The sequence below is a fragment of the Paenibacillus sp. Marseille-P2973 genome, from assembly GCF_018101095.1.
GTDB lineage: Bacteria > Bacillota > Bacilli > Paenibacillales > Paenibacillaceae > Fontibacillus > Fontibacillus vini.
In genome coordinates this window covers 1-22,605 of sequence record NZ_JAGQEH010000014.1, presented here as the reverse complement: position 1 = coordinate 22,605, position 22,605 = coordinate 1, and the positions used below count along the sequence as shown (strand labels likewise).

The window sequence follows — 22,605 nt, the reverse complement described above, 5'->3', positions numbered from 1 at the left end:
TTCATTAAGTATTTACCTCAACTTTATTTTTCGTTTCATTAAATATGCCACAATCATAAATAACCCAAGCTACTAAAATCCTGATGTATCTTTTTGCTTGATTGGGAGTGTAGGGTAATTGCCTCATTTGGGGACTGTTATATAATAATTCAACAATTTCCCTGAATATTTCGTCACCATTCGAATGTTTGTTATGTATCCCCATGTAAGCATCAATTATTATCTCTGAAACTATCTCCTTTTTTTCCAATTCGATGTAGGATGTGGTACTCATAATTTCATCAATTGCAGAAAAGTATATTGTGTAGCCTAAGAATAGTTGTTCAAAAGTATCGCTACAGTTCATTTTTTCAAATTTACGTTCAATTTGCTCTTGTTTCATTTTATATTTTTCAACACTCCCCTTTTTTTGGGGATGTTGATGAAGATCGATAATAAAACGTTTGAATTCATCCTCGTTAAAATCATCTGCTGTGAACCCCTCATCTGTTGAAGATGTAAGGTCAGGCTTTTTCTGAAATCTTATAAGGTCATAGCAAAGTGTACCTGTCTTCGCTTTTCGACCAACATCATTATTTATCTTCCAATAAGAATTATCTTGACTCCAAGAGTGATATTGAATTTCAGCTTTTGCATTACTGGTGCTTATCTTCGCTGTCACAAATCCACCATTGGCATAAGAGTCCACCAATCCAGCTCCACTGACAATATGTAAAATCTGATTATTCCCATTAGCTTCAATATCATAGTTCGCTTGATGAACATGCCCCGAGAGGTATAAGTCAATACGGTAGTCATCAAAATTATTTTGTAATGCCTTTTTATCTGTATCAGACATACATTCTATAGTATGATGCCCAATCGCAATATTTAACTTTGAACTATCTCCTTCTAACTTATTCAAACAAGCAAGTAGCTTTTGTTTGGCCACTAATAATGTTTTTTCTTCATTTGCTGTATAAGCTACTAGGCAAGTGTTAATATGCACAATATTGCATTTTTCACTATTCCTAATAAAATGAACTTCATTTTTGGGGTACTCTTCACCTATTAACTGTTTGTAAAACTTAAAAAAACCATTAAAACTCTTATAGATTGTATTTCTCGGACTCGCCGTTGCTATCGCTTTATCCAGTTGGTCAGACGGGTCTCCACTCTTAATATTCTTAATACCTTCTATCATTAGACCTCTTACATCATCTCTTTTTAAATCATGATTTCCAGGAACAATATAAACTTTTTCCTTAGAAATCTTCATGCTATCAATTAAGCTATTTAAAAACTCAGTTATATCGGGCGTGAATTTACCACCTTTATGAGTTAAATCCCCTGTAACAATTAACATGTCGAAATTAATTGTATTAGATAATTCAGATATATAAGTAACTAGTTCTCTTCTCATCTTTTCTGAGTCATAATTTTTAAAATGAAGATGAAGATCAGAAATATGTACAAAATTAACCTCCATAATCTCCCTCTTTTCGCATAATATCTATTTACTTTATAAACAGTTCATTACTAACTTTTTAACAATTATTATCCTTTTTTCCAAACAAAAAATGATCCTTAGGAACTAGCACATATTCAGGATTTGAGGAAATTATATCATACTACTCAGATAATTGGATAAATTTTCAACAGAATGTGGTTACAAAAAGAGACAGTCATGGTGACTGTCTCTTTTACATATTAATATAGCGGTCTACTTTCCTGATCGTATCACCCTATTACACACCTCTAACAGTCTTTTACGCAGTAAGATCATGTCCAGAGTCCGGAGTGTTCACCAGCATTTTCGGCTCATTAATAGATTACAATTAAAAGTATCTCAATCATATTGTACTTGTAGGCTCTATTATTATTTCGTTACCCACTAACCAAAACTTCCTCCACCAAAGTCATCATCATTATTCCCTTTTATTTTCTCAATAAGTTCTTTTAATTCACCTCGATACATTGTGAGCATCATTGCAGTATTAAAGGCAGTTATTACTATTGTTAGAGGCTTAATAGTACCTTCAAATACCCAAGAAGTAATAACTCCACCTATTAAAGATATATTGGCACATACCATTATCATCCTTATTCGTTTAAACAATGAAACCCTTCCTGCCACTATTCATCTTCGTCGTCATCTTCCTGCAACGCACTTATTGACTCTTCTTGATATTCTTTTGATTGTAAATGGAATGGCTGTATCCTATCGTGATGATACTTTCTATTTACCAACCCTTGAATTAGTTCATTCTGTCCCAGCATGTCTAGCATCTTATCCTGGTCTATAAGTTTACGTTCGATTTTCCACATCAATCTCTCTATTGAAATTAATCGTTCATTATTATAGGATAGCGTAGAATTGACTCTATTATTAAACATACTAACACTCTCTAAAAGCTGATCTAGCTTTTTCTGTAGTAGCACCTGCTCTTCAACCAAATTCTTCTCACCTCTGTGATTAGTTCTAATGATTGTTACTTTTGATTAGTTGCTTAAAAGTCTCAACAATTTTCAGATCATTACCAAATAAATATTGCTTACCGCATTGTGTGCATTCTGCTCCTTGCACATCTACACTTAAAATACCTTCCACTCCAACATCAAGTTCCAATAATTTGTTTCGAACGTCTGAACAGTTACAAAAGACACACTCGATTATGTTGAGCAAACCTACATTATAGTCAGACTTGAGCATTCTGATTTTATACAATTCTTTTTGACGTTCATATTCTTGCTTTCCTAAAACAGCCTTTTTCAGCTCATCAACTTTCTCCTGTTTTTCTGTATTGCCCAGCTTTTTCTCATTTTTATCGAACACTTCATCTATGACCTTTATGATAATCTCAATAGCTCTAATCTCTCTTTCATTGATATATTCCTCACCACAGCTATCACATTTTTTCGCGACTAATTTAACACTTCTAAATCGCTCGCCCTTATTAGGTATTGAAATCTCGGTAAACTGATTTAAAACTTCGTTACTGTGACAAAAAACACAAAATGTAATAGTAGATTTACCACCAATAGAATTTTCTTCAATGAACTTAGCTTTCAATTCCTCATTTTTCTCTCTTGCCCGCTCCCATATCCTAGGTAAGTTTCTCTCGAAATTATCCTCAATCCTTTTACGCCTTCTATCCTTATCCTCAGGCATTGCCCTACTCCCTCTTCTAAATAAAATATCGATTCCATTTAGTTAGATACGTTTAAAGAAAGTATGCTTCCGTTCCTTCACCAACTCAATTGTTTCATTGTTATTGAAATACTCCTTTACTTCTAAGCTCCCAAATAATTCAACAACGATGTGAATATTAAGATTATTTCTCAATGCATTATCGATGAAAAAACGACGGACCGTTCCATTCCTTTCCACCAGTTGGCTGATACGATTTACCCATCTAATAGCTAGATACTCACAATAACATGTATTAACTCTATTGATATAATCAATAGTAGTCATGCCGTGCATACCGGCTATATAGTCTACAATTCTATTCCATTTTTCTAATGTTACACCATGCCTATCCCCGTAACGTTCGAACCAAATAAATGGATTCATTGAGCTTTTTGAAGCGTTAATTGAACGATGAAGTGGAATTATATTGGCATAGGTAGTACCGCCGATGCCGTGTCTCCTTACAATCCCCCCCCATTGGACCGGTACAAAATGGTCGTAATGAATATTGGACTCTTTATCTGTTAATGCGCAACGATTATTAAAAGTGTAGGAGATACGCTCTTTTTGTCTAGACCTCAAAGTATTAGGTATTTGCTTTAAACGTTGCTCTCTTAACTTATTTGAACTGTTTATTCTTTTACCTTGTTCTTGGTTATCATGCTTCATATTGTCGTTATCCCTCTTTTAAGGTTTATATAATCATGTCAGACACTACATTATCAGAACAGAAAGTTGCTGTCAATTTTTTCTATGAATGCCAAATAAAGTACTGATCGTAGGAGAAAGACTTCGAGTTCCTGACGCGCACAAAAGCTTCGCTTTTGTTGCTTGTCACGATTCGAACGCTTCGCTTTTCGAATCGTCTGGATACTAAGCAATACTTCATTAAAGAAACAGTATTAACATGCTACATCATTTAAACATATAAAAAGTTGACCCCACTTTCTTCTAATATAGAAGTAAATGAGGTCAATATTTGTTTCCAATTAATCTTTCATAATTAGCAATAGTAGTAATCATTTTTGTTCCACGTTTATCAAAAGGATCAGAGTATATGACATAACCAAATTCGCGAAAAATGCGGTCTATAATTCCTCGATCTTTTTCCCAATGATTATTCTTAGAGAGCCACTTTCTAAACTCTTCGCCCAGCCCACTTTTTTTGTCCACTTCAGATAGTTTGAACGTTGAAGAATTGAAGAATGTAGTATTCTTTTTCACCCAATTATCAATATCTTCAGCAAACTGCCTAATTCTTTCACCAATACCATAAAGTGTTTCGTCTTGAACATGGTAAGTATCTAATTGTGCTTGTCCACCCATGTAATTTCCATTAATCTCACTTAATAGGATTTGAGCTTCTTCTAAAACAGGATTATGTTTTGTGTCATCAAAAGCTAGGAAAATACGAATTTCATTTTCATCTTGAATTTTCCTTAATGCTGTCCTGTGAATAATCTGAAGTATTTCAGCGTAAAGTTCTCCTCTATAAATCCTCTCAAGCTTTTCATCTTTAAACCAGTTATAATCATCTGTCTCGTTATTAATTGATAAATCAACCTCTTTACCATACAAACTAATAGCAATTGCTTTGTAATGGTCAGGATTTCTACGAGGAAGAGAAGGCAAGTATAATTCTGTAACATCTCTCAATTGATTCTTTCCAGTTGTATTTAGTAAGTTCAGTGGACTTGATTCTTCAGTATCATTCTTTCCAAAGTATTGAGTAGCAAACTCAGGTGAAATTGTGCCTAGTTTAATGTAAGTATCTAGGTCTGACTTCAAAGGAAGAAGAAATAAATTTTCGTGCTGGTTCTTTAGTTCTCCCACTCTAATCCCTATTGCTTTTTGTGTTGGTTGCCCCTTCTTACTCCTACTCCAATTTGAGGTGTTTATTATATCCTGAGTAATTGTCAGCCTAGAGTAGTCATTATAATTTTTTATTGGCATAAATTCAAAGTCCTTGTATTGCTTTTTGTTTAATTGGCAAGTTCCATCTAATATCAATGTATTCAATCCTAGCTTAGTATAATCTACTCGTTCAGCGTAATGAATCTTTCTACCAACCTTATTCCGATCTTGATATTCATCTATCCTTGCAACTTCATTACGAAACAGCATTTTTTTGAATGCTTTAAGCTTTTCCATATCAAGAACATCATAGCCAACTGCTTTTTCTTCAATTTGAGCTAATGTAGCTATTAGGTTTAGTATTCTTTTAGTATTTCGCTCATTTTTAGGGACTAATGCCATTGAAATTGTGCCAGTGTTTTCAGCTAATTCATTAGCAATCAGATGAATTATAAGTGATTTGATTGATTGGCTCTTATATGAATCAAATTCCAAGCATCCACTTAATCTGTCAAACCATTCAACTGCATTGTGTTCTTTGCCCAGATCAAAAATGCTATTATTGATGAAGTCAGGTTTTTCATCAATGATTAATAATCTATTCCATCGGTTAGTGATTAGCTCCTCAATTACTGGAGATTCCTCTGTAAACAAATCCATTGAATATTGCTGAAATAATCTATACTCCTGAGCATTTTCGTAGCCAAGAGCCAATCTCTTTAATCTTGCATGAGTAATAATAACTATTTGATAATATGGAATGTATTGTCCTGCTTCATGCTTATTATCCTTGTCTATCCTTAGGACACAATTCTTATCAAAGTCTCGTAATTCACTATAAATTTCATCTGCCATATTATTTTCTCTTACAGCTACTAGTACTGGAACCTTAAATTTCTCACTTTCACTAACTAACCACTTGAGAAAGGAAATTAATACTGTTGTCTTTCCATGGCCCATACTGGCATTACAAACCCATGAAACAGAATTCTGTTTGATCTGTTTAACATCCGATGGATTTTTAACTCCAATATATTCTTTGAATTGCCCTTTATATTCATTAACAAATCTCAAATAAATATTCGCGATATCGAAGAAAGCCGCCTGATGTATATTCCCTTTATGATCTTCACTTAAATAACCCATCATCTTCTCTATAACTTCAGTATTATCAGAAACTTTATTCATCAATTTTCACCTCACTTCTTTTTACAAACTGTTTTAGTCTATTTTGTAGCTCATTTGAAATTACATATGACTCATCGTGAAGCCATCTGGACAAATGTTCTCTGGAAACTCCTACACTATGGGCAATGAAAGTCGTTGGCGTTCCAAATCCCTGCTTTAATCTGAATAATGCTTCTCGTAATTCCTTGTCATTCATATAAATCATCTCTCTTTCATGAGTATGTGAACCTGTGATATGACCAGTAAAATAAAACCCCTCCGATTTCTCGGAGGGGTTCACTTTATATAGTGTCATGTAGTTGGTCGATTGCATTTTTCGGCAAATTCTTGTTAAAAGGCTACTCAAAGCCTTTTATTTTTATCAATCTCAGAATGCAAAAGATTTTAAAGGTTTATAAGACTTTTAAAATCTATTAAAGCTTTACACGCACAAAATATGATTCCTTTGAAAGTGTTTAAAACAATTTTATATCTATAAACACGGCAATGCAGCTCCCCTTATTTCTCCCCATTGTTTAAATAAGCATTAATTCAAGTCAATCCTCGTTCCGTTGAGCTTTATGCCATGTGGAGTGAGTTCTATATAATTATCGGAATTTACTTCAAGCATAATCTTCGTATTAGATTTAAGTTTGAGGGTGTCGCCATTAGATTCGAGGATAACTCCGTCTACACCATTACGATTAAACCAAAGTCTACGCTCATTTCCGTTAGTTGCTTTATAGCTTAATTTGAATGCATCATTATCCTTGATAATGTAACCAACCTCGTTATCATTTAATGCATTGCTACCTAAACCCATTTTAATTGTAGGTATTCCATTGAGACTTCCTGTAGGATTATCGAGATAAAGAGCCATTTTCTCTTCATCGATACTTGTACCATTTCCTGAAATAAACTTGATAAACTGATCTTTTACCCAAACATAATCCTGCTTGTTTCTGTCTTCCATTGTCCTTACTTCATTAACTGTAAGCTTGGAAATAAATGATCCATCTGGAAGTTCCAACGGCCCTTCATCATCATCTCCGATAATAATAAGTCTTTTCGCTCTAAGAGTTCCATCTTTACCAATCCAAAACCTTGGCTCCCCATTGACATCAATGGCTATACCTTCATTGGCATTCAACCTGATTTGTTCCCCATGTTGACCATTGATCGTAATACCTTCCAGCCAATCCAATATGATTGCGTCCCCAAGTTTACCATCGAGAATTCTAAGCTTCCTTGTGCTCAATTCATCTGCGAACAGATTGCCTTCAAGGTCAACATAAAAGCGTTTCTCCCAAACTGGATTTCCAGCAGTGCCGACATTCTTCTCAATCTTGATTCCCTCTGTGGCATTGAGTGTCGTTCGGTTCATCATGTTACCTCGCGTAACCACGATGCCATTCAGAGCGTCTATAACAGTGTTGTTGTAGTTTCTCCCTAACTGCAATGAAGACTTCTCCAAGAAGTCTGCAAGCTTCGATCTCGCGCTCTCATATGCCTTGTAGAAGTTCTCCCACTTCTGATGAAACTCTAATCTTGTAGATCGAAGTTCAGTGACAATATGAGTCGTCTTGTTCATGTCGGCAAAGATAGGAGTCATGTAAGTGGTCAAAGCGTTATATGAAGCAGTCAAATCATTTCCTGCGGATTGCAGTTGATTTTTTGCGTCATCAAGCTCATAGTATGAAGAGTCTCTGTCATTATAAATAGTGTTTACATAGTCGTTAATTTGCTCTTTTAGGGTCACGTATTGTTTAGTAATACCTTTATATTGGTTAGCTAAAGTAATCTTCTCTGTGGACACGATTACATCGTCAATGATAATGGAATCCAAAACTGAGAAGTCAATGTTGAGTGCATCGCTATCCAACAGTACATCACCAAGCTTTGTTTCAATCCGCAAACGCTTCGCAACTAAGTCTTCTGCAATGAGTGTTCCATCCTCGTATGTGGAATTGCCAATCGAAGCATAAACCTTGTTTACCCACCTGTTCTTTTCCCACTTTTGCAAAGCTAATCCATTGGTCGCGTTTAAAACAGATCGATACTTCCCATCGCTTCGCAACGCAATAAAGCCATATTCACCAATAACAACGTTATTGTAGAATTGGCCCATATTCAGTCCAGAATAGAATTGTGCGTCCTCAATCTTATTGCGAAGATTTTTCTCTTCATCATAATATGTTTTGAATTTTAGAATGAATTCTGCACGATCAGGAACTTCACTCGTCTGTTCTGTTTTAGGAGAATTCACATTAATGTTAAGAGGTGCTTGTGTCACGATGTCGATGTACTGAGACATATAGTTCAGTAAATCGAAGTAGCCGTTTGTGAGTGGTGTTGTGGAATAAAGATCAATTGTACTAGGAGATTTAGATAAGAACTGAGCTTCCATATCGAAGATATCGTCACGCTGAGAACGCTTATATTCCTCTGCTTGCTCGAGCATTCTATGGTATCCTGCTTCGATCTTATAAAGCTCAGTGATAATCTGCATCTTTTCTAGCGTGGTAAGCTTGTTATCCATCACGATATCTTTGAAATCACCGATATCCAAGTAATTGTTTTCTGCATCCAGAATGGTTTTGCCGATATCATTAACAATCTTAATGTTCTCAGCAACAAGATCATGAGTGTAGAGTGTTCCTTCACTTGGGTCTGCCCACGTGATCTTTTCCCATCCGTCAGGATGTTTGTTTAAATCAGTTGTTGCTCTGTCGATCACAAATCCTTCTCTGTCATCAACTTTTACTCTTGTTATATCGTTGAAAGACCAGAGTCCGAATACGTCAGGATTCTCATTAACCAAACCAAGCTTTGTTACAAGTCTTCCGTTGCGATCAAAGATTTCACCTTTCGATCCTCGGAATATCAAAACGCCATCTTCGTCTTCAAGTGCCAGATTCGTACCCATAAAAACTTTTCCGTAGATTCGCTCACCAACGATACAATGCTTCTTCTGTTTATGATAAAACTCTTTGAAAACGTCGAAGCTGAATATCCTCATATCATTTGGCTCTGTAATCTGATGCGTTAAATGCAATTGCACTCCATTTTTACTAACTCTATACACATACAGCATCCCACCAATACCTTCAAAGCTTATTTGATTATATGTATCCTTATATACACTCTCCAATTTATTCCCTTGCAATAGATACTTATATGAAATTTCATGAGCTTCTTTTGTGCGAATCCCTGCTGAAATGACGTTGAGCGCACCCACAGGCAAATCAGTAACAACAACTGGAATAAAATCATTATAAGGAGATAGCTGAGTTACCTTGGTCTGCTCTCCAACATACTCTGCAACAACAATATCTATAGCTTCATTTGTATAACTTTGATATATCAAGTTACGTAATGAGTGTATATTTCTATATCTTTGAGACCTATACTCCTCCATAACTTTGTAACAGTATTCTAACTCTCCACTACAGAAAATAATAGAATTATCAATATGAAATAGCTTCTGTGCTGCTGTTCCTGCCCTATAAATCACTCCATCAATTGTTACTGATACCGCAGAATCCGCAGAAATAAATACTTGATCTCTTGTCTGAAACACTAAAGCATTGCTCAAAATTATCACTCCTCAAAAGAAAATAAACCCACGATCATGGAATCTCGTGAGTTTGCGCTACTTATTACGTGCCTTGATTGTCATTGTCACTACCTCGTATATATCGACAATAAGATTCTAACGATTTTGTGTTTCCCGTTGTCAATCGACTATTCCTTTAGTAATCAATTTAATTTTTGTCTTTAATTCATCAGAAATTAGATACGAATCATTGTTCATCCATCTGGATATATGTTCTCTCGACACCCCACATTTACTTGCAATAAAGGCAATTGGCGTTCCGTACCTGTTCTGAATCTGCAATACTGATGCTCGCAATTCTTGGTCATTCATCTCTATCATCTCTCCTCTTTGACTTAATGATGCTGTGATCTGTCCAACAAAAAATAAAACCCTCGAGATATCTTCTCGAAGGTGTCTCACTTCTAATACTGATTAATAGGGATATAGTTCTATCACTTTGGCAGTGAACGAGTTTTAAAGGTTTGAAAGGTTCAAAACTCATTAAAAGTTCTTTTAAACCTTTAAACGGGATTGAAACTTCCTCAATCTTCTCGATATCTCAGATTAGTAATAGCACAGAATATGAATTGTTAAGAAGTATCAATAAAGGGGCCACTCGGCTACACTTTAAAAGTGCAAAACCCAAAAGCAACAAATTTCGCACCCTTTATAAATAGAATATATAATATACTATATAAGTAATATATAATATAAATAACATATCTATTTATAAGGGGTGCAGAATTTGTTACTTTTAGGTTTTTTACTTTTTTTAAATACCGAGAAAGTAACGACCATCGTTTTTGGCGTCCTTGCGCTATCCCAGATCAATTTTATCCCGCGACCCACCAACTATTCCCTTTAGATCGTTCTGAGTCTCTATGCCCCCTTTCCATTCGCCTGAGAGCCAAACAATAATGTCCATGACCAGTGCCATGGACTCATATGATCGAGTACACTTTATCCATAACTAATCGAAGAGGTTCCGAATACTATTGCAATTTTCCAGGAAAGGCAGACGCCTATATAGGACTCATATTGCTGGAAAGACCTGAAACCCCTCCAAAGCATCGAGTCAAAGCCAGTATAACTTAACTAGATTTACGATAGAGCCTTATCGTGGTAACGAGCGAGGTTTTAGAGAATGAACCGCTCGTAGAATCGAGGTCGGAAGTCTGGATATATGTGTTCGGCTCTTCTGAAATGGAGGAAAGTGGTTTTCATCTGTAAACCATCCCCCCGGCCTTCATTAAGTCTTTTCACATAATTTCAGTTATGGGAAAGGCTGCTGGGGATGGGCTTGGTTAGAAAATTAAAAATGAAATTCGAAGTGATTTCAAACAAGTAAATATTTGAGTTTTCTAATTGTATAAAGGAATCGATTATCTCTTTCGTATCGCAAAAAAATTTATAGGGAAGTCTGCGTTGTATTGTTCTGTGAGTGGGTTAAGCAAAAACGTACAATGAGCCCCTGAGTTATGCTTAACAGTTTTATCTCTCTATATATATCTATATGACAACGCACAAAAATCACACGTTCAAAACAAATTTTGTACTGCTAATTTGAATTAATGTTGTAATAAATAATTATTTCTACTTATTATAAGATGAGAAAATTGTTACTTTTGACTTTTCAATTTTTCAATGCATTAGAATGTACTATCCACCCACTCTGAGTCACTCCGCGTTCATGGACTTATATGATCGAGTTCACTTTGTTCAACTGCTTGTTGTCATAAAATGGTCTTATTTACTTTCAATATATAATGTAAAACTTATTTCTGACGAAGCATATCTACATCAGCGAATTTCAATGTATAGTAATTGTCTTTGTTTATGTACTCATCAACTATAAAGGCTTCATCTGGTTCTAATCCGACATTTGGCAAGCTTACATATTGCGTGTCAATGATACTCATATCCTTATCATAAACAACCAATCCGATATGACCGTCAAGAGTCCAGCGGGAATTGTTAGTCAATTTAGCTTTTGCCTTATCATTCCTATTGATTCCTCTGTCAATGATGAAATCGTCGATCTGCAAAAATCCAAATAAGTAATCACTTGATTGCTCTTTTTGTTCATTTTTTATTTTCGATTCTTCCTGCAACTGTTCATACTGCTTCTGCAATTCTTCTCCTTTTCCTTTAGTGTATTTCTCTCCTGTTACTTGCTCATACAATTCAGCAAATTCTTTTTCCTCTTCGGACATGCCACCGCAAGCTGTGAGTGCTAACGATAATAAAATAGGTAATATAAGTGTCTTCTTCATAATATGTCTCCCTGTGGAATATGTACAAAGATATAATATCGTTTATATACGAATAATTCAACATAATATCTGTTCTAGTTATCTGTAAGTAAACCATTAACTCTTCTACGCTTTTTGTGAAGGGGGATTGGATTTATGTCTTCTGATCTAATTAAACTTATTGGTGAACGTATTAGGACTTTGCGTAAAGAAAAGGAATATACACAAGAGTATTTATCGGAAAAAAGCGGAATACATGTTACATATATATCAGATATTGAGCGTGGCGAACGAAACATTTCAATGGAAACACTGGAAAAGGTAATTATCGCTTTAGAAATAAGGCCCGTTGAGGTATTTAGATTTGAAGGTATTGAGGGCATTGAGGAAAGGGCTAATAAGCAAGAATTAATTGAAGCACTTAACTCGCTATTGGCTGGGAGAAAGATTGAGGAAGTGAAGCTAGTACTTCGTCTTGCTAAGGAAGTGCTGGGAACATACGATAAGCTCAAATAACAAATCACCCATTCACTATTTGGTCGAATGGGTGATACTTCAGTTAAACTAAATTAAATTACCTCAACACTTTCACAAGCTTTACATTCCGCTATAATCTTGTTCTACGAGCCTTTTATAAAAATATGCCCATAGTCAACCAATATGCTATCGTTCGGTTCCCCCATTCATGAATTTCTCATACTGCTCACGAACATCTGTAGTATCCTGATTAACATAGCGATTAACCATTTCCATAGAAGAATGTCCAAGCAATCTACGTAATGAAAATGGGTCGCCTGTTGCCTTTATATAACGAGTCGCAAAAGTATGTCGGAAAGTGTGGGGGCTAATGCGAACGCCTGTAATTTTAGCCTTCTTACCAATGAAACTGATACATCTAGTTGCCCAATTCTTATCTAAGGGTTGACCAAACTCGTTAAGAAACAAGTTTGGAGCTTCTGCGTTATTTTTATGCCACGCAAGGTAGATAAACAGTAGCTCTTGTGTTCGCACCCCAAAGTACACTATCCGTGCCTTTCTGGTTTTAGCTGATTCAGCCCTAACAGATGCGGAGCGATTTTGTAGATCAACTTCCTCTACAAAAATTCTCATGCACTCCCCAATACGAACACCTGTATCAAGCAGAAATGACATTAATAATGCATCACGAAGTCCAGTGAAAGTTGTTAATTCACAGCAATTGAACAGCTTCCGTTCCTGTACTTTTGAAATCACTTGAAAGTCTTCCTCTGGCACTTTCAACAGTTCCACATTTTCAAACGGAGATTCTTTAATTATTCTTTCGCTCATACCCCAATTGAACATCGCCTTAATTGTCCTCAGTCTAATGTTTATTGTAGAAGGCTTTAACTTCTGCACCGTCAACATATGGGAAATCCAAGAACGAATCACGTCTCTATTAGGTACAAAGTTATCAAGACCGCTGTACTCTGATGCCAAGAAGCGGCGAAACCAGTTCATGTGCTTCCTATAGTCCTCTAAGGTGCGTTCTGCCGCCCCTGCTGCCTGCCGTGCGACATAATAGCGCTTAAACAGCTTGTCCAGTGTCAACGTCTCTGAATGAGGTTTTTCGGTTTCTTGAAGTGTAGGGCGGGGCGCTTCTAAGACCGAAGGAGTAAGGCGGTCTAATAACCGCTGAGGTAAATTGTTCTTCCTTTGCCCGCGTTTATGCGGTGTTTTTCCATTGATTATACTCATATTCCGTACCTCCCGTTAGAGTTTTCTCTAACGGTCACGAACACAAAAAAACGCACTAGACCGCTGTTCAACAGTCAAGTGCGTTTTAGCCATAATCACCGCAATGCCTTATACGGCGCTAATTTGTAATAACTGGCGGAGAGGATGGGATTCGAACCCATGTGGAGTTGCCCCCTAACGGTTTTCAAGACCGCCCCGTTATGACCGCTTCGGTACCTCTCCAAAAAGTGAATCTGATTCGAGTAACAAATCAGATTCTATCACAGACCATAAACGATATCAAGCTATTTCCGCTTGGAAATAACCTGTAAATTACCCATGTAAGGACGCAGCACTTCCGGAATCTCTACGCTTCCGTCTTCAAGCTGGTAATTTTCCAAAATGGCGGCTACCGTACGTCCAACCGCTAATCCGGATCCATTCAGCGTATGCACGAATTCCGGCTTGGCCTTCGGCTCCGGACGGAAACGAATATTAGCCCGGCGTGCCTGGAAGTCCTCCACATTGGAACACGACGAGATCTCGCGGTATACGCCGCTTTCCGGCAGCCATACCTCGAGGTCATAGGTCTTCGCAGCCGTAAAACCAAGATCGCCTGTACACAGTGCAAGAACGCGGTAAGGCAGGTTCAACAGCTGAAGGACCCGCTCCGCATTGGCCGTCATTTGCTCCAGCTCATCATAAGAGGTTTCGGGATGAACGATTTTGATCATCTCGACCTTATTGAACTGGTGCTGGCGGATAAGGCCTCGCGTATCCCGGCCTGCCGCACCGGCTTCGGAACGGAAGCAAGAGCTGTAGGCTACATACTTGCGGGGCAAGTCTTCCGTGCTCAGAATCTCGTCACGATGATAGTTCGTGACCGGCACCTCAGCCGTCGGAATAAGATAATAGTCGCTTTCCGTCAGCTTAAAGAGATCCTCTTCAAACTTCGGCAGCTGTCCGGTCCCGTATAGGCTGTCCCGATTCACAATATATGGTGGCAGCATTTCCTCATAGCCGTGGTCATTACTGTGCAAATCCATCATAAAGCTGATCAGCGCACGCTCGAGACGCGCACCCAAGCCTTTGTAAAAAGTAAACCGGGATCCGGTCACCTTCGCTCCGGCTTCAAAATCAAGAATGCCGAGTTCTCCAGCAACGTCCCAATGCGCTTTAGGCGCGAAGTCAAATTTTCTTGGCTCGCTCCAACGACGGATCTCTACATTCTCTTCCTCTGAAGCACCAACCGGTACGCTGCTGCTAGGGATGTTCGGAATGTTCATCGTCAGCTCATCGATTTTGACTTCAAGCTCCCGGACTTCATCGTCCAACTGCTTGATCCGGTCGCCTACCTCTCTCATTTCCAAAATGAGCTCATCTGCGTTTTCTTTATTTTTCTTCCGCTGTGCCACTTCTGCAGACACGGTATTACGGCGGTTTTTAAGCGCTTCGCTCTCTTGAAGCAACTCCCGGCGCTTCTCGTCAAGCTTCGGGAAGCCAGAGATCAAATCCAAGGATTTGCCCCGGTTCTTCAGCGCCTCTTCGACACGCGCATAATCATTTCGCAATATTTTAACATCCAACATGGGTAGTCCCTCCTAGAATCATCCCACCTGCAGCCATGCCGGCGTTCTACGCTAGAACATGACCGCCGGGATCGCAGGAAAACATACATTAATTTAAGAAAGAAAACAACCTTAACCCTTGGAAAAGAGTCAAGGTTTTCCTATAGCTTTAATTCACGACTGCTTTGTTCGTCTTAATCATCTCTAAAAAGTAGCCGTGTAGGGAGTAGTCGTCCGTCAATTCCGGATGAAAGGAAGAAACCAGTAAATGTCCCTGACGGGCCGTTACGATCTCATCCTTATACGTGGACAACACCTCTACATCCTTCCCGACCTCCGTTATGAGCGGAGCACGGATAAACACCGCACGAAGAGGCTTCTCCAGCCCCTTTACGTCCAGATCGGTCTCAAAGCTCTCCCGTTGACGCCCAAAGGCGTTACGGGAGACTCTGATATTCATCAGTTCGAGATGCGCTTCTTCCCCGCCTTCGATTTCCTTGGCCATGACGATCAGCCCTGCGCAAGTTCCGAATACCGGCTTACCTTTCTCCGCAAAGTAACGGATCGCTTCGATAAAACCGTATTTGCGCATCAGCTTCCCGATGGTTGTGCTTTCCCCGCCAGGAATAATCAGCCCTTCAAGCTCGTCCAGCTGTTCGGGATGCTTCACGACAACGCCCTCGGCGCCTGCACTCTCAATACTTCGTATATGCTCTGCAACAGCGCCCTGAAGCGCCAATACGCCTACCTTCATCCTTTTACCCTTCTTCCCTTGCCCAGGCTGTCTGACCCTATCTCTGCGCGTTAAACACTAAGCGCTATGATTACCAGCCGCGATCCGACATCCGTTCAGCCGCGGTCAATTTCGAAATCTCGATGCCTTTCATCGGTGTGCCCAAGTTTTTGGACACTTCGGCAATCAATTTATAATCGGTGAAATGCGTCGTAGCTTCCACAATAGCGCGGGCGAATTTCTCCGGGCTGTCGGATTTAAAAATCCCCGACCCGACAAATACGCCGTCCGCACCTAAATGCATCATCAGAGCAGCATCCGCCGGAGTGGCCACACCGCCCGCGGCGAAATTAACAACCGGCAATTTGCCGTTCTCATGAACCTCGAGCAGCAGGTCATAAGCTACGCCCAGGTTTTTTGCTTCGGCATACAGCTCGTCCTTAGACATATTCTTCACTTTGCGGATTTGGCTGTTGATCAAACGCATATGGCGAACAGCCTCCACGATATTACCTGTTCCCGGTTCTCCTTTGGTACGGATCATGGATGCTCCCTCGCTGATCCGGCGCAAGGCTTCGCCCAGATCCTTAGCTCCACAAACAAATGGAACAGTAAAATCACGTTTATCGATATGGAACACTTCATCTGCCGGAGTCAATACTTCACTTTCATCCAAATAGTCTACCCCGAGAGATTCCAGAACTTTCGCTTCGACATAATGTCCGATCCGCGCTTTAGCCATAACAGGAATGGACACTACCTTCATAACCTCTTCTACAATAGTAGGGTCCGCCATGCGGGCTACCCCGCCTGCTGCACGAATATCTGAAGGAACCCGCTCCAATGCCATAACGGCAGTTGCCCCAGCGGCTTCAGCGATCTTAGCTTGTTCGGCATTCATGACGTCCATGATGACGCCGCCCTTTTGCATCTCAGCCATGCCTCTTTTTACTCGCGATGTTCCAGTTTCCATATCCATGCCCCCCGATAATAATCTAACTTGATATTTTACAATATTCCCCTCAAATATACAACCCGTATAGTCGGAATACTAATTTGCTAGAACAGGTTTTTGATACCGTTGAACAAATCGCGGAAGAAGTCGCCGATAGCGCGCATAAACAGCTTGAACCAGCCTGCTTTCTCAGCGTCTTCAGCTGTAATCAGGTTCACTGTTTTCTCCAGCGTCTGATCCATGCCCGCAGGTTTAAACGAATACTTAACCGTTCCCACGCTAGTGCCCTGCTTCAACGGTGCCGTCAAGGTCTCGTTACCCAATGTAACTGTAGCTTGAACTCCGCTAATGTCTGCGCCCTTAGGAATAACAAAGCTAACGCCTTGGTCGCTGACGACTGGCACAGAGGTATTCTTCGCCTTTTTCACCGTAACGGTTTCCGTACCTGCTACCGTCGATTTGGGCGGAATGATTTGCTTGGTTTCAAAGTTGTTAAAACCGAAATCGAGAACTTTGCGGGTTTCTACGAAACGGGCCTTCTCTGTTTTTGTTCCCATAACTACGCTGATCAAACGCATACCGTTCCGTTCGGCCGTCCCGGTAAAGCAATTGCCGGCATTTGCCGTATGTCCCGTTTTCAGACCGTCAAGGCCCTCATAGGCAAACTGCTTAAAATTAGTTACATCTTTATTGGCTTCCAGCATCCAATTCAAGTTCGACATAGGCGCTTTATCGCGCTCCCGAAACTTTTTGCTTTGAATCGTGGTAAAACGGGTAAAATCAGGGTGATCGGTTACGATATATTTGGCAAGAATCGCTGCATCCATGGCCGACATTACGGTCTCTTTGCCGTCTTGCGTTCTGAATTCTGCAGGCATATCGGCAATGTCCAATCCGGTCGAATTGGCGAAATGCGCAGTTTTCATTCCCATTCTCTTGGCTTCATCATTCATCATTTTAACAAAAGCTTGTTCTGAACCGGCAACATGTTCCGCTAGCGCTACCGTTGCGTCATTCGCGGATGCCATAGCCATCGCCGTATACAATTCTTCTATAGTATGTTGATCTCCTTCAGCAAGAAAGATCCGGGAACCGACGGTGTTAGCGGCATTCTTTTGAACCGTTACTACATCGTCCCAGTTAAATTTGCCTTGCTTGACGAGATCCGCAACGATATATTCCGTCATCATTTTCGTCATACTTGCCGGAGGAAGAGGCTGGTTTCCATTAATATTGAGAAGGACCTGTCCCGAGACCGGCTCCAGCAAAATCGCGGAGCTTACTTGCAGATCCAGGGATTCGGCGGATGGAATTTGAGTAGCCCCAGCTTGTACTGAAGCAGGTTTGGTAGAAGTGGTAGATTCGGTCTGCTCTCCCTCAGCCAGCGCCATCGCCGGGACCAGAGAGAAGCACAGCATATTCAGCAACAGAACGGACGCTACCCCTTTACGGAGTAATTTCCGTTTTGATTTCGAAGTTGTGCGGTTGTTTTCTTTCAGTTTCAATGTTCTTAAAGCTCCTCTCATATTCTCGTTCATTTGCTTTATCTATTCTATCACAGGGCCTACCGCAAAAAAAGACAGGTAGGGCCTATTTCGCCCTGCCTGTCTTGGTATATATTGGCGCCTGCCTTCTCCCATGTCCGTAAACCGGAGCTTGGAATCTTAGAGAGAGTAGTTTGGCGCTTCTTTTGTAATTTGTACGTCGTGCGGATGGCTTTCCCGGAGACCAGCACCGGTAATCCGTACAAACTGCGTATCATTGCGCAGCTCGTCCAATGTTTTGGTACCGCAATATCCCATACCGGAGCGCAAACCGCCGATCAGTTGGGTAATCGTGTCGGAGAGCGGGCCTTTATAGGCCACGCGGCCTTCGATTCCTTCCGGAACCAGCTTCTTATCGTCATCCTGGAAGTAACGGTCCTTACTGCCTTGTTTCATGGCAGCCAGGGAGCCCATACCTCTATACACTTTGTAGCGACGTCCTTGGTAGATCTCAGAGTCGCCAGGGCTTTCTTCGGTGCCGGCAAACAAGCTGCCGAGCATAACCGCGTGAGCGCCTGCGGCAATCGCTTTTGTAATCTCGCCGGAATATTTAATTCCGCCGTCCGCGATGATCGGCACGCCGTATTCGCGGGCTACCGTTGCGCAGTCATATACAGCCGTAACTTGCGGTACGCCAATACCTGCGATAACGCGAGTCGTACAAATGGAGCCTGGGCCGATCCCGACTTTGACTACAGAAGCGCCGGCTTCAATCAAAGCCCGGGTCGCTTCGCCAGTTGCGACATTGCCCGCGATAATGGTGAGATCCGGGTAACGTTTACGCAGTTCGGCTACGGCTTCCAGAATATTAATATGATGGCCATGCGCGGAGTCGACCGTAATTACGTCTACTCCGGCTTTTACAAGAGCTTCAGTCCGGTCAAAGGTGTCCTTGGAAATCCCGACAGCCGCACCTACAAGCAGTCTGCCTTGGGCATCTTTGGCTGCGTTCGGGAATTGAATTGCTTTTTCAATATCTTTAATGGTGATAAGGCCCTTCAACACATTATTCTCATCCACCAAAGGCAGCTTCTCGATTTTGTGTTGTTGAAGGATTACTTCGGCCTCCTGCAAGGTCGTGCCAACCGGAGCGGTTACCAGGTTCTCGTGAGTCATGACTTCGCTGATTTTAATGCTGTAGTCATGAACAAAACGCAGGTCACGGTTGGTCAAAATCCCGATCAGTTTATGCTCGTCATCCACGATCGGCACGCCGGAAATCCGGAATTTGCCCATGACGGCCTCTGCATCAGAAACAAGGTGATCCGCCGACAACGAGAACGGATTCGTGATAACGCCGCTCTCCGAGCGTTTAACCCGGTCCACTTCCTCCGCTTGTTGCTCGATCGGCATATTCTTGTGAATAATCCCGATACCGCCCTCACGCGCCATAGCGATCGCCAGCGCCGCCTCAGTTACCGTATCCATTCCTGCGCTGATCAGTGGCAGATTGAGCTTCACCTTGTCGCTCAGTTTTGTGGACACGTCCACCTCTTTTGGCAATACTTCCGACTTGCGAGGAACGAGCAATACATCGTCAAATGTAAGGCCTTCCTTATCAAATTTACTTTCCCACACCTTTGGTTTTCCTCCTTGTTTATGATCGGTTTCCGGTCTAATTTCCTTATAAATCAAGGCCGAATGGTTACTTACGAAAATATATTATTGCCATCTTAGCAAAGGGCCTATAGGCTGTCAAGGATAAGCCTGTGGAAATACGAATCGCCTTTTCAGCGCACACTACTGTCTCTTGGGAATGCACATTCTATCTTGAGCGTATATATTCGATTTGAAAATAAACTGCCCTAAACCACCGAATCCCATTCCCGACGAGGTATTACGCATATGAAAAAACCGTTATCCCCTGGATAACGGTTCAGTTTGGCCGGGCTTATGACCGGATATGCTTATTTTACAGCTTTCGGATTTTGAATGACTTGATCGAGGATCCCGTAAGCTTTTGCTTCCTCTGCCGTCATAAAATAATCCCGGTCCATATCCTGAGCAATCCGTTCAATCGGTTGACCTGTTCGCTCGGCGGCGATTTGATTCAAGCGTTCTCTGGTCCGGATAATCCGTCTGGCACTGATTTCGATGTCGCTGGCTTGGCCTTGCGCCCCTCCATGCGGCTGATGAATCATCACTTCACTGTTAGGAAGCGCAAATCGTTTGCCATGGGCACCGGACATGAGCAGAATGGCGGCAAAGGAAGCAGCCATACCCGAACATATCGTTTGAACATCGGGCTTCACATATTGCATCGTATCGTAGATCGCAAAGCCCGCAGAAGTAGATCCGCCAGGACTGTTTATATAAAAATGGATGTCCTTTTCAGGATCCTCCGCGGCGAGAAATAACATTTGCGCCGTGATGCTGTTGGCCACCTGATCATCAATCGCAGTGCCCAAGAACACAATCCGGTCCTTCAACAAACGAGAGTAAATGTCATAGGACCTTTCTCCATGCCCCGTTTGCTCAATAACATAAGGAATTACCGTGCTCATACCTATACCTCCTATTTTTAGGCGGCCAATTGCATATAGAGGTTGTGAATGCTCGGCGAATGGGTGCGGATCTGTGGACGCTCGGCTTTTTGCCGGGCATGCAACAAGGAAACAACGGCTTCTTTAGGCGCGGAATCATTCATCAGCATAACCATAGCAGTGGTGTTCTGCTGGCGAAAAGCTTCCAGATAAGCATAAGTCATCAACTCATCGGTCTCCGACTTATCTCCTTCGGTCGCTCTCTCCTTGGTTCTCTCCTTGGCTCCATCCTTGGCTCGATACCCTTTGTCGTCGTTATTCACTGCTACGGCCATCTTTAGCTTCGTTCGGGCCCGGTGTAGAGCTGCCTTTACCGCACCTTCCGTAGAGCCTATAAGCTTGGCTGCTTCCGCTGCACTATATTTCAAAATATCGATCAGCAGCAAAGCCGTACGCTGTGCAGGGACCAGCGTCTGCACCAGAGTTTCCATAGCCGTATAAATCTCTAGAGGACTTATCTGGGGCACATGTAACTCGTCTTCCAGCGGTTCACGCACGGTCGATACCATTCTCTTACGGCTACGGTCAATCCATGCGTTACGGGCTATTCGGTATAAATATGCGCGTGTAATTTGTTCGTCATCCTTCCCACCTAACAAAGCTGACCATACCTTGAGCCAGGTATCCTGAGCCAGATCGTCGCCCTCCCAAGGTGAACCCGCTAAGGAACGGCAGTATAGACGAAGTGCCTGCTGGTGCGCTCCTATCCACTCCGATATATCCGACAGACCCTTTCGATCCGCAGTCGCCGACAGACCTTCCTCTATTTCGTTATGCATCTTGGCTCACCTCCTGAAGATCTTCCTCGATCTCATTGTTATAAACGAAAAAACGCATCTTGTAGATACGGTAGGATATGCAAAAATTAATTTAAAGCGCACTAATTAGCCCAGCGTATGGTTTGGCTGCATGAAGGCCGAAGTCGCTCGTTTTACAACCCGTTACTCAGTCGCTTTATATCAATAAACATGCTGATAATCGGGCACATTTACTAATCTGACTTTGTTGATCTTCACATGTGATCTACACATGTGATCTATACATTGTTAATTTATACATTCCTCAACCTCAAATTGCAAAACTGCACATTTTGCAAACTTTGCATAAACTAACCTTACTTAAAATAACCTTACTTAAAATAACCTTACTAAAACCTCACTTAAACTAATCTTACTCAAATCTCACTTAAACCAACCTTATTTAAATTAACTGTAATTGCTACATCTAATTTTACTCCATTAGCTTTCCGGTCTAAATTAACTGCAAAAAGTACAGCTATTTCAGCGAATTTAGACCATTCCGAGTGAAAACCGCAGAATTAACTGTAGATTTTACAGTTATTTGTCTCAAACAAGCTCATCTTGCGAAAATAACTGCAGGTTTTACAGCTAAGTTGCTGTTGAGATAGTCCTAAATAGCAAAAAAGCACCGCCGAGGTTATCGGCAGTGCTCTTCTTCATTGCTTGGCGGCGTCCTACTCTCCCAGGACCCTTCGGTCCAAGTACCATCGGCGCTGGAGGGCTT

18 protein-coding genes and 1 tRNA gene are annotated in these 22,605 nt (G+C 41.0%); 1 reads left to right on the top strand and 18 read right to left on the bottom strand.

The features are described from left to right. Positions 1-4: 4 nt before the first annotated feature. The 9 genes from KB559_RS20645 to KB559_RS20605 all read right to left on the bottom strand — a co-directional run bounded on the left by KB559_RS20645 (position 5) and on the right by KB559_RS20605 (position 12,064). Complete coding sequence (locus KB559_RS20645) at positions 5-1,468, bottom strand: metallophosphoesterase family protein (RefSeq protein ID WP_211024629.1); 1,464 nt, start codon at positions 1,466-1,468, stop codon at positions 5-7. Positions 1,469-1,873: 405 nt separating this feature from the next. After that, positions 1,874-2,098 carry a hypothetical protein gene (locus KB559_RS20640; protein WP_211024626.1) on the bottom strand — a complete coding sequence of 75 codons (225 nt, stop codon included), beginning with the start codon at positions 2,096-2,098 and terminating at the stop codon, positions 1,874-1,876. A gap of 17 nt (positions 2,099-2,115) precedes the next feature. Then, positions 2,116-2,436, bottom strand: coding sequence for a hypothetical protein (locus KB559_RS20635; protein ID WP_211024624.1), 321 nt, complete (start codon positions 2,434-2,436; stop codon positions 2,116-2,118). 25 nt (positions 2,437-2,461) lie between these two features. After that, positions 2,462-3,151, bottom strand: coding sequence for a hypothetical protein (locus KB559_RS20630; RefSeq protein WP_211024622.1), 690 nt, complete (start codon positions 3,149-3,151; stop codon positions 2,462-2,464). A 42-nt stretch (positions 3,152-3,193) separates the two neighbouring features. Continuing rightward, on the bottom strand, positions 3,194-3,841 hold the full coding sequence (locus tag KB559_RS20625) for a hypothetical protein (protein WP_211024620.1): 648 nt from the start codon (positions 3,839-3,841) through the stop codon (positions 3,194-3,196). Positions 3,842-4,144: 303 nt separating this feature from the next. Next, the gene (locus KB559_RS20620; RefSeq protein WP_211024618.1) at positions 4,145-6,214 is read right to left on the bottom strand and encodes a DEAD/DEAH box helicase family protein; all 2,070 of its coding nucleotides are present in this window, start codon (positions 6,212-6,214) and stop codon (positions 4,145-4,147) included. Further along, a complete protein-coding gene (locus tag KB559_RS20615) occupies positions 6,207-6,410 on the bottom strand; it encodes a hypothetical protein (protein WP_211024616.1) in 204 nt (67 codons plus the stop codon). Before KB559_RS20615 ends, KB559_RS20620 begins: the two co-directional genes overlap by 8 nt. Positions 6,411-6,740: 330 nt before the next feature. Then, positions 6,741-9,788 carry a hypothetical protein gene (locus KB559_RS20610; protein ID WP_211024614.1) on the bottom strand — a complete coding sequence of 1,016 codons (3,048 nt, stop codon included), beginning with the start codon at positions 9,786-9,788 and terminating at the stop codon, positions 6,741-6,743. A gap of 1,778 nt (positions 9,789-11,566) precedes the next feature. Beyond that, positions 11,567-12,064, bottom strand: a complete 498-nt coding sequence (locus KB559_RS20605) for a hypothetical protein (protein ID WP_211024612.1) — start codon at positions 12,062-12,064, stop codon at positions 11,567-11,569. A gap of 135 nt (positions 12,065-12,199) precedes the next feature. Between KB559_RS20605 and KB559_RS20600 the strand changes: the two genes are divergently transcribed. Continuing rightward, positions 12,200-12,559, top strand: coding sequence for a helix-turn-helix domain-containing protein (locus KB559_RS20600; RefSeq protein ID WP_211024610.1), 360 nt, complete (start codon positions 12,200-12,202; stop codon positions 12,557-12,559). A gap of 147 nt (positions 12,560-12,706) precedes the next feature. On the opposite strand, the gene KB559_RS20595 is transcribed toward KB559_RS20600, so the two are convergent. The 9 genes from KB559_RS20595 to KB559_RS20555 all read right to left on the bottom strand — a co-directional run bounded on the left by KB559_RS20595 (position 12,707) and on the right by KB559_RS20555 (position 21,860). Next, positions 12,707-13,759 carry a tyrosine-type recombinase/integrase gene (locus tag KB559_RS20595; RefSeq protein ID WP_211024608.1) on the bottom strand — a complete coding sequence of 351 codons (1,053 nt, stop codon included), beginning with the start codon at positions 13,757-13,759 and terminating at the stop codon, positions 12,707-12,709. Between the two features lie 133 nt (positions 13,760-13,892). Continuing rightward, a tRNA-Ser gene (locus tag KB559_RS20590) sits at positions 13,893-13,981 on the bottom strand. 62 nt (positions 13,982-14,043) lie between these two features. Beyond that, positions 14,044-15,327, bottom strand: coding sequence for a serine--tRNA ligase (gene serS / locus KB559_RS20585; protein WP_211024606.1), 1,284 nt, complete (start codon positions 15,325-15,327; stop codon positions 14,044-14,046). Positions 15,328-15,475: 148 nt separating this feature from the next. Then, a complete protein-coding gene (gene pdxT, locus KB559_RS20580) occupies positions 15,476-16,060 on the bottom strand; it encodes a pyridoxal 5'-phosphate synthase glutaminase subunit PdxT (protein ID WP_211024604.1) in 585 nt (194 codons plus the stop codon). A gap of 70 nt (positions 16,061-16,130) precedes the next feature. After that, complete coding sequence (gene pdxS / locus KB559_RS20575) at positions 16,131-17,012, bottom strand: pyridoxal 5'-phosphate synthase lyase subunit PdxS (RefSeq protein ID WP_211024602.1); 882 nt, start codon at positions 17,010-17,012, stop codon at positions 16,131-16,133. An 86-nt stretch (positions 17,013-17,098) separates the two neighbouring features. Continuing rightward, positions 17,099-18,520: a D-alanyl-D-alanine carboxypeptidase family protein gene (locus KB559_RS20570; RefSeq protein ID WP_211024600.1), complete on the bottom strand. Its 1,422-nt coding sequence runs from the start codon at positions 18,518-18,520 to the stop codon at positions 17,099-17,101. Between the two features lie 138 nt (positions 18,521-18,658). Further along, the gene (gene guaB, locus KB559_RS20565) at positions 18,659-20,116 is read right to left on the bottom strand and encodes an IMP dehydrogenase (protein WP_211024598.1); all 1,458 of its coding nucleotides are present in this window, start codon (positions 20,114-20,116) and stop codon (positions 18,659-18,661) included. Between the two features lie 329 nt (positions 20,117-20,445). Continuing rightward, positions 20,446-21,042, bottom strand: a complete 597-nt coding sequence (gene clpP / locus KB559_RS20560; RefSeq protein WP_211024596.1) for an ATP-dependent Clp endopeptidase proteolytic subunit ClpP — start codon at positions 21,040-21,042, stop codon at positions 20,446-20,448. A gap of 17 nt (positions 21,043-21,059) precedes the next feature. After that, positions 21,060-21,860 carry an RNA polymerase sigma factor gene (locus KB559_RS20555; protein ID WP_211024594.1) on the bottom strand — a complete coding sequence of 267 codons (801 nt, stop codon included), beginning with the start codon at positions 21,858-21,860 and terminating at the stop codon, positions 21,060-21,062. Between the last annotated feature and the right edge of the window lie 745 nt (positions 21,861-22,605).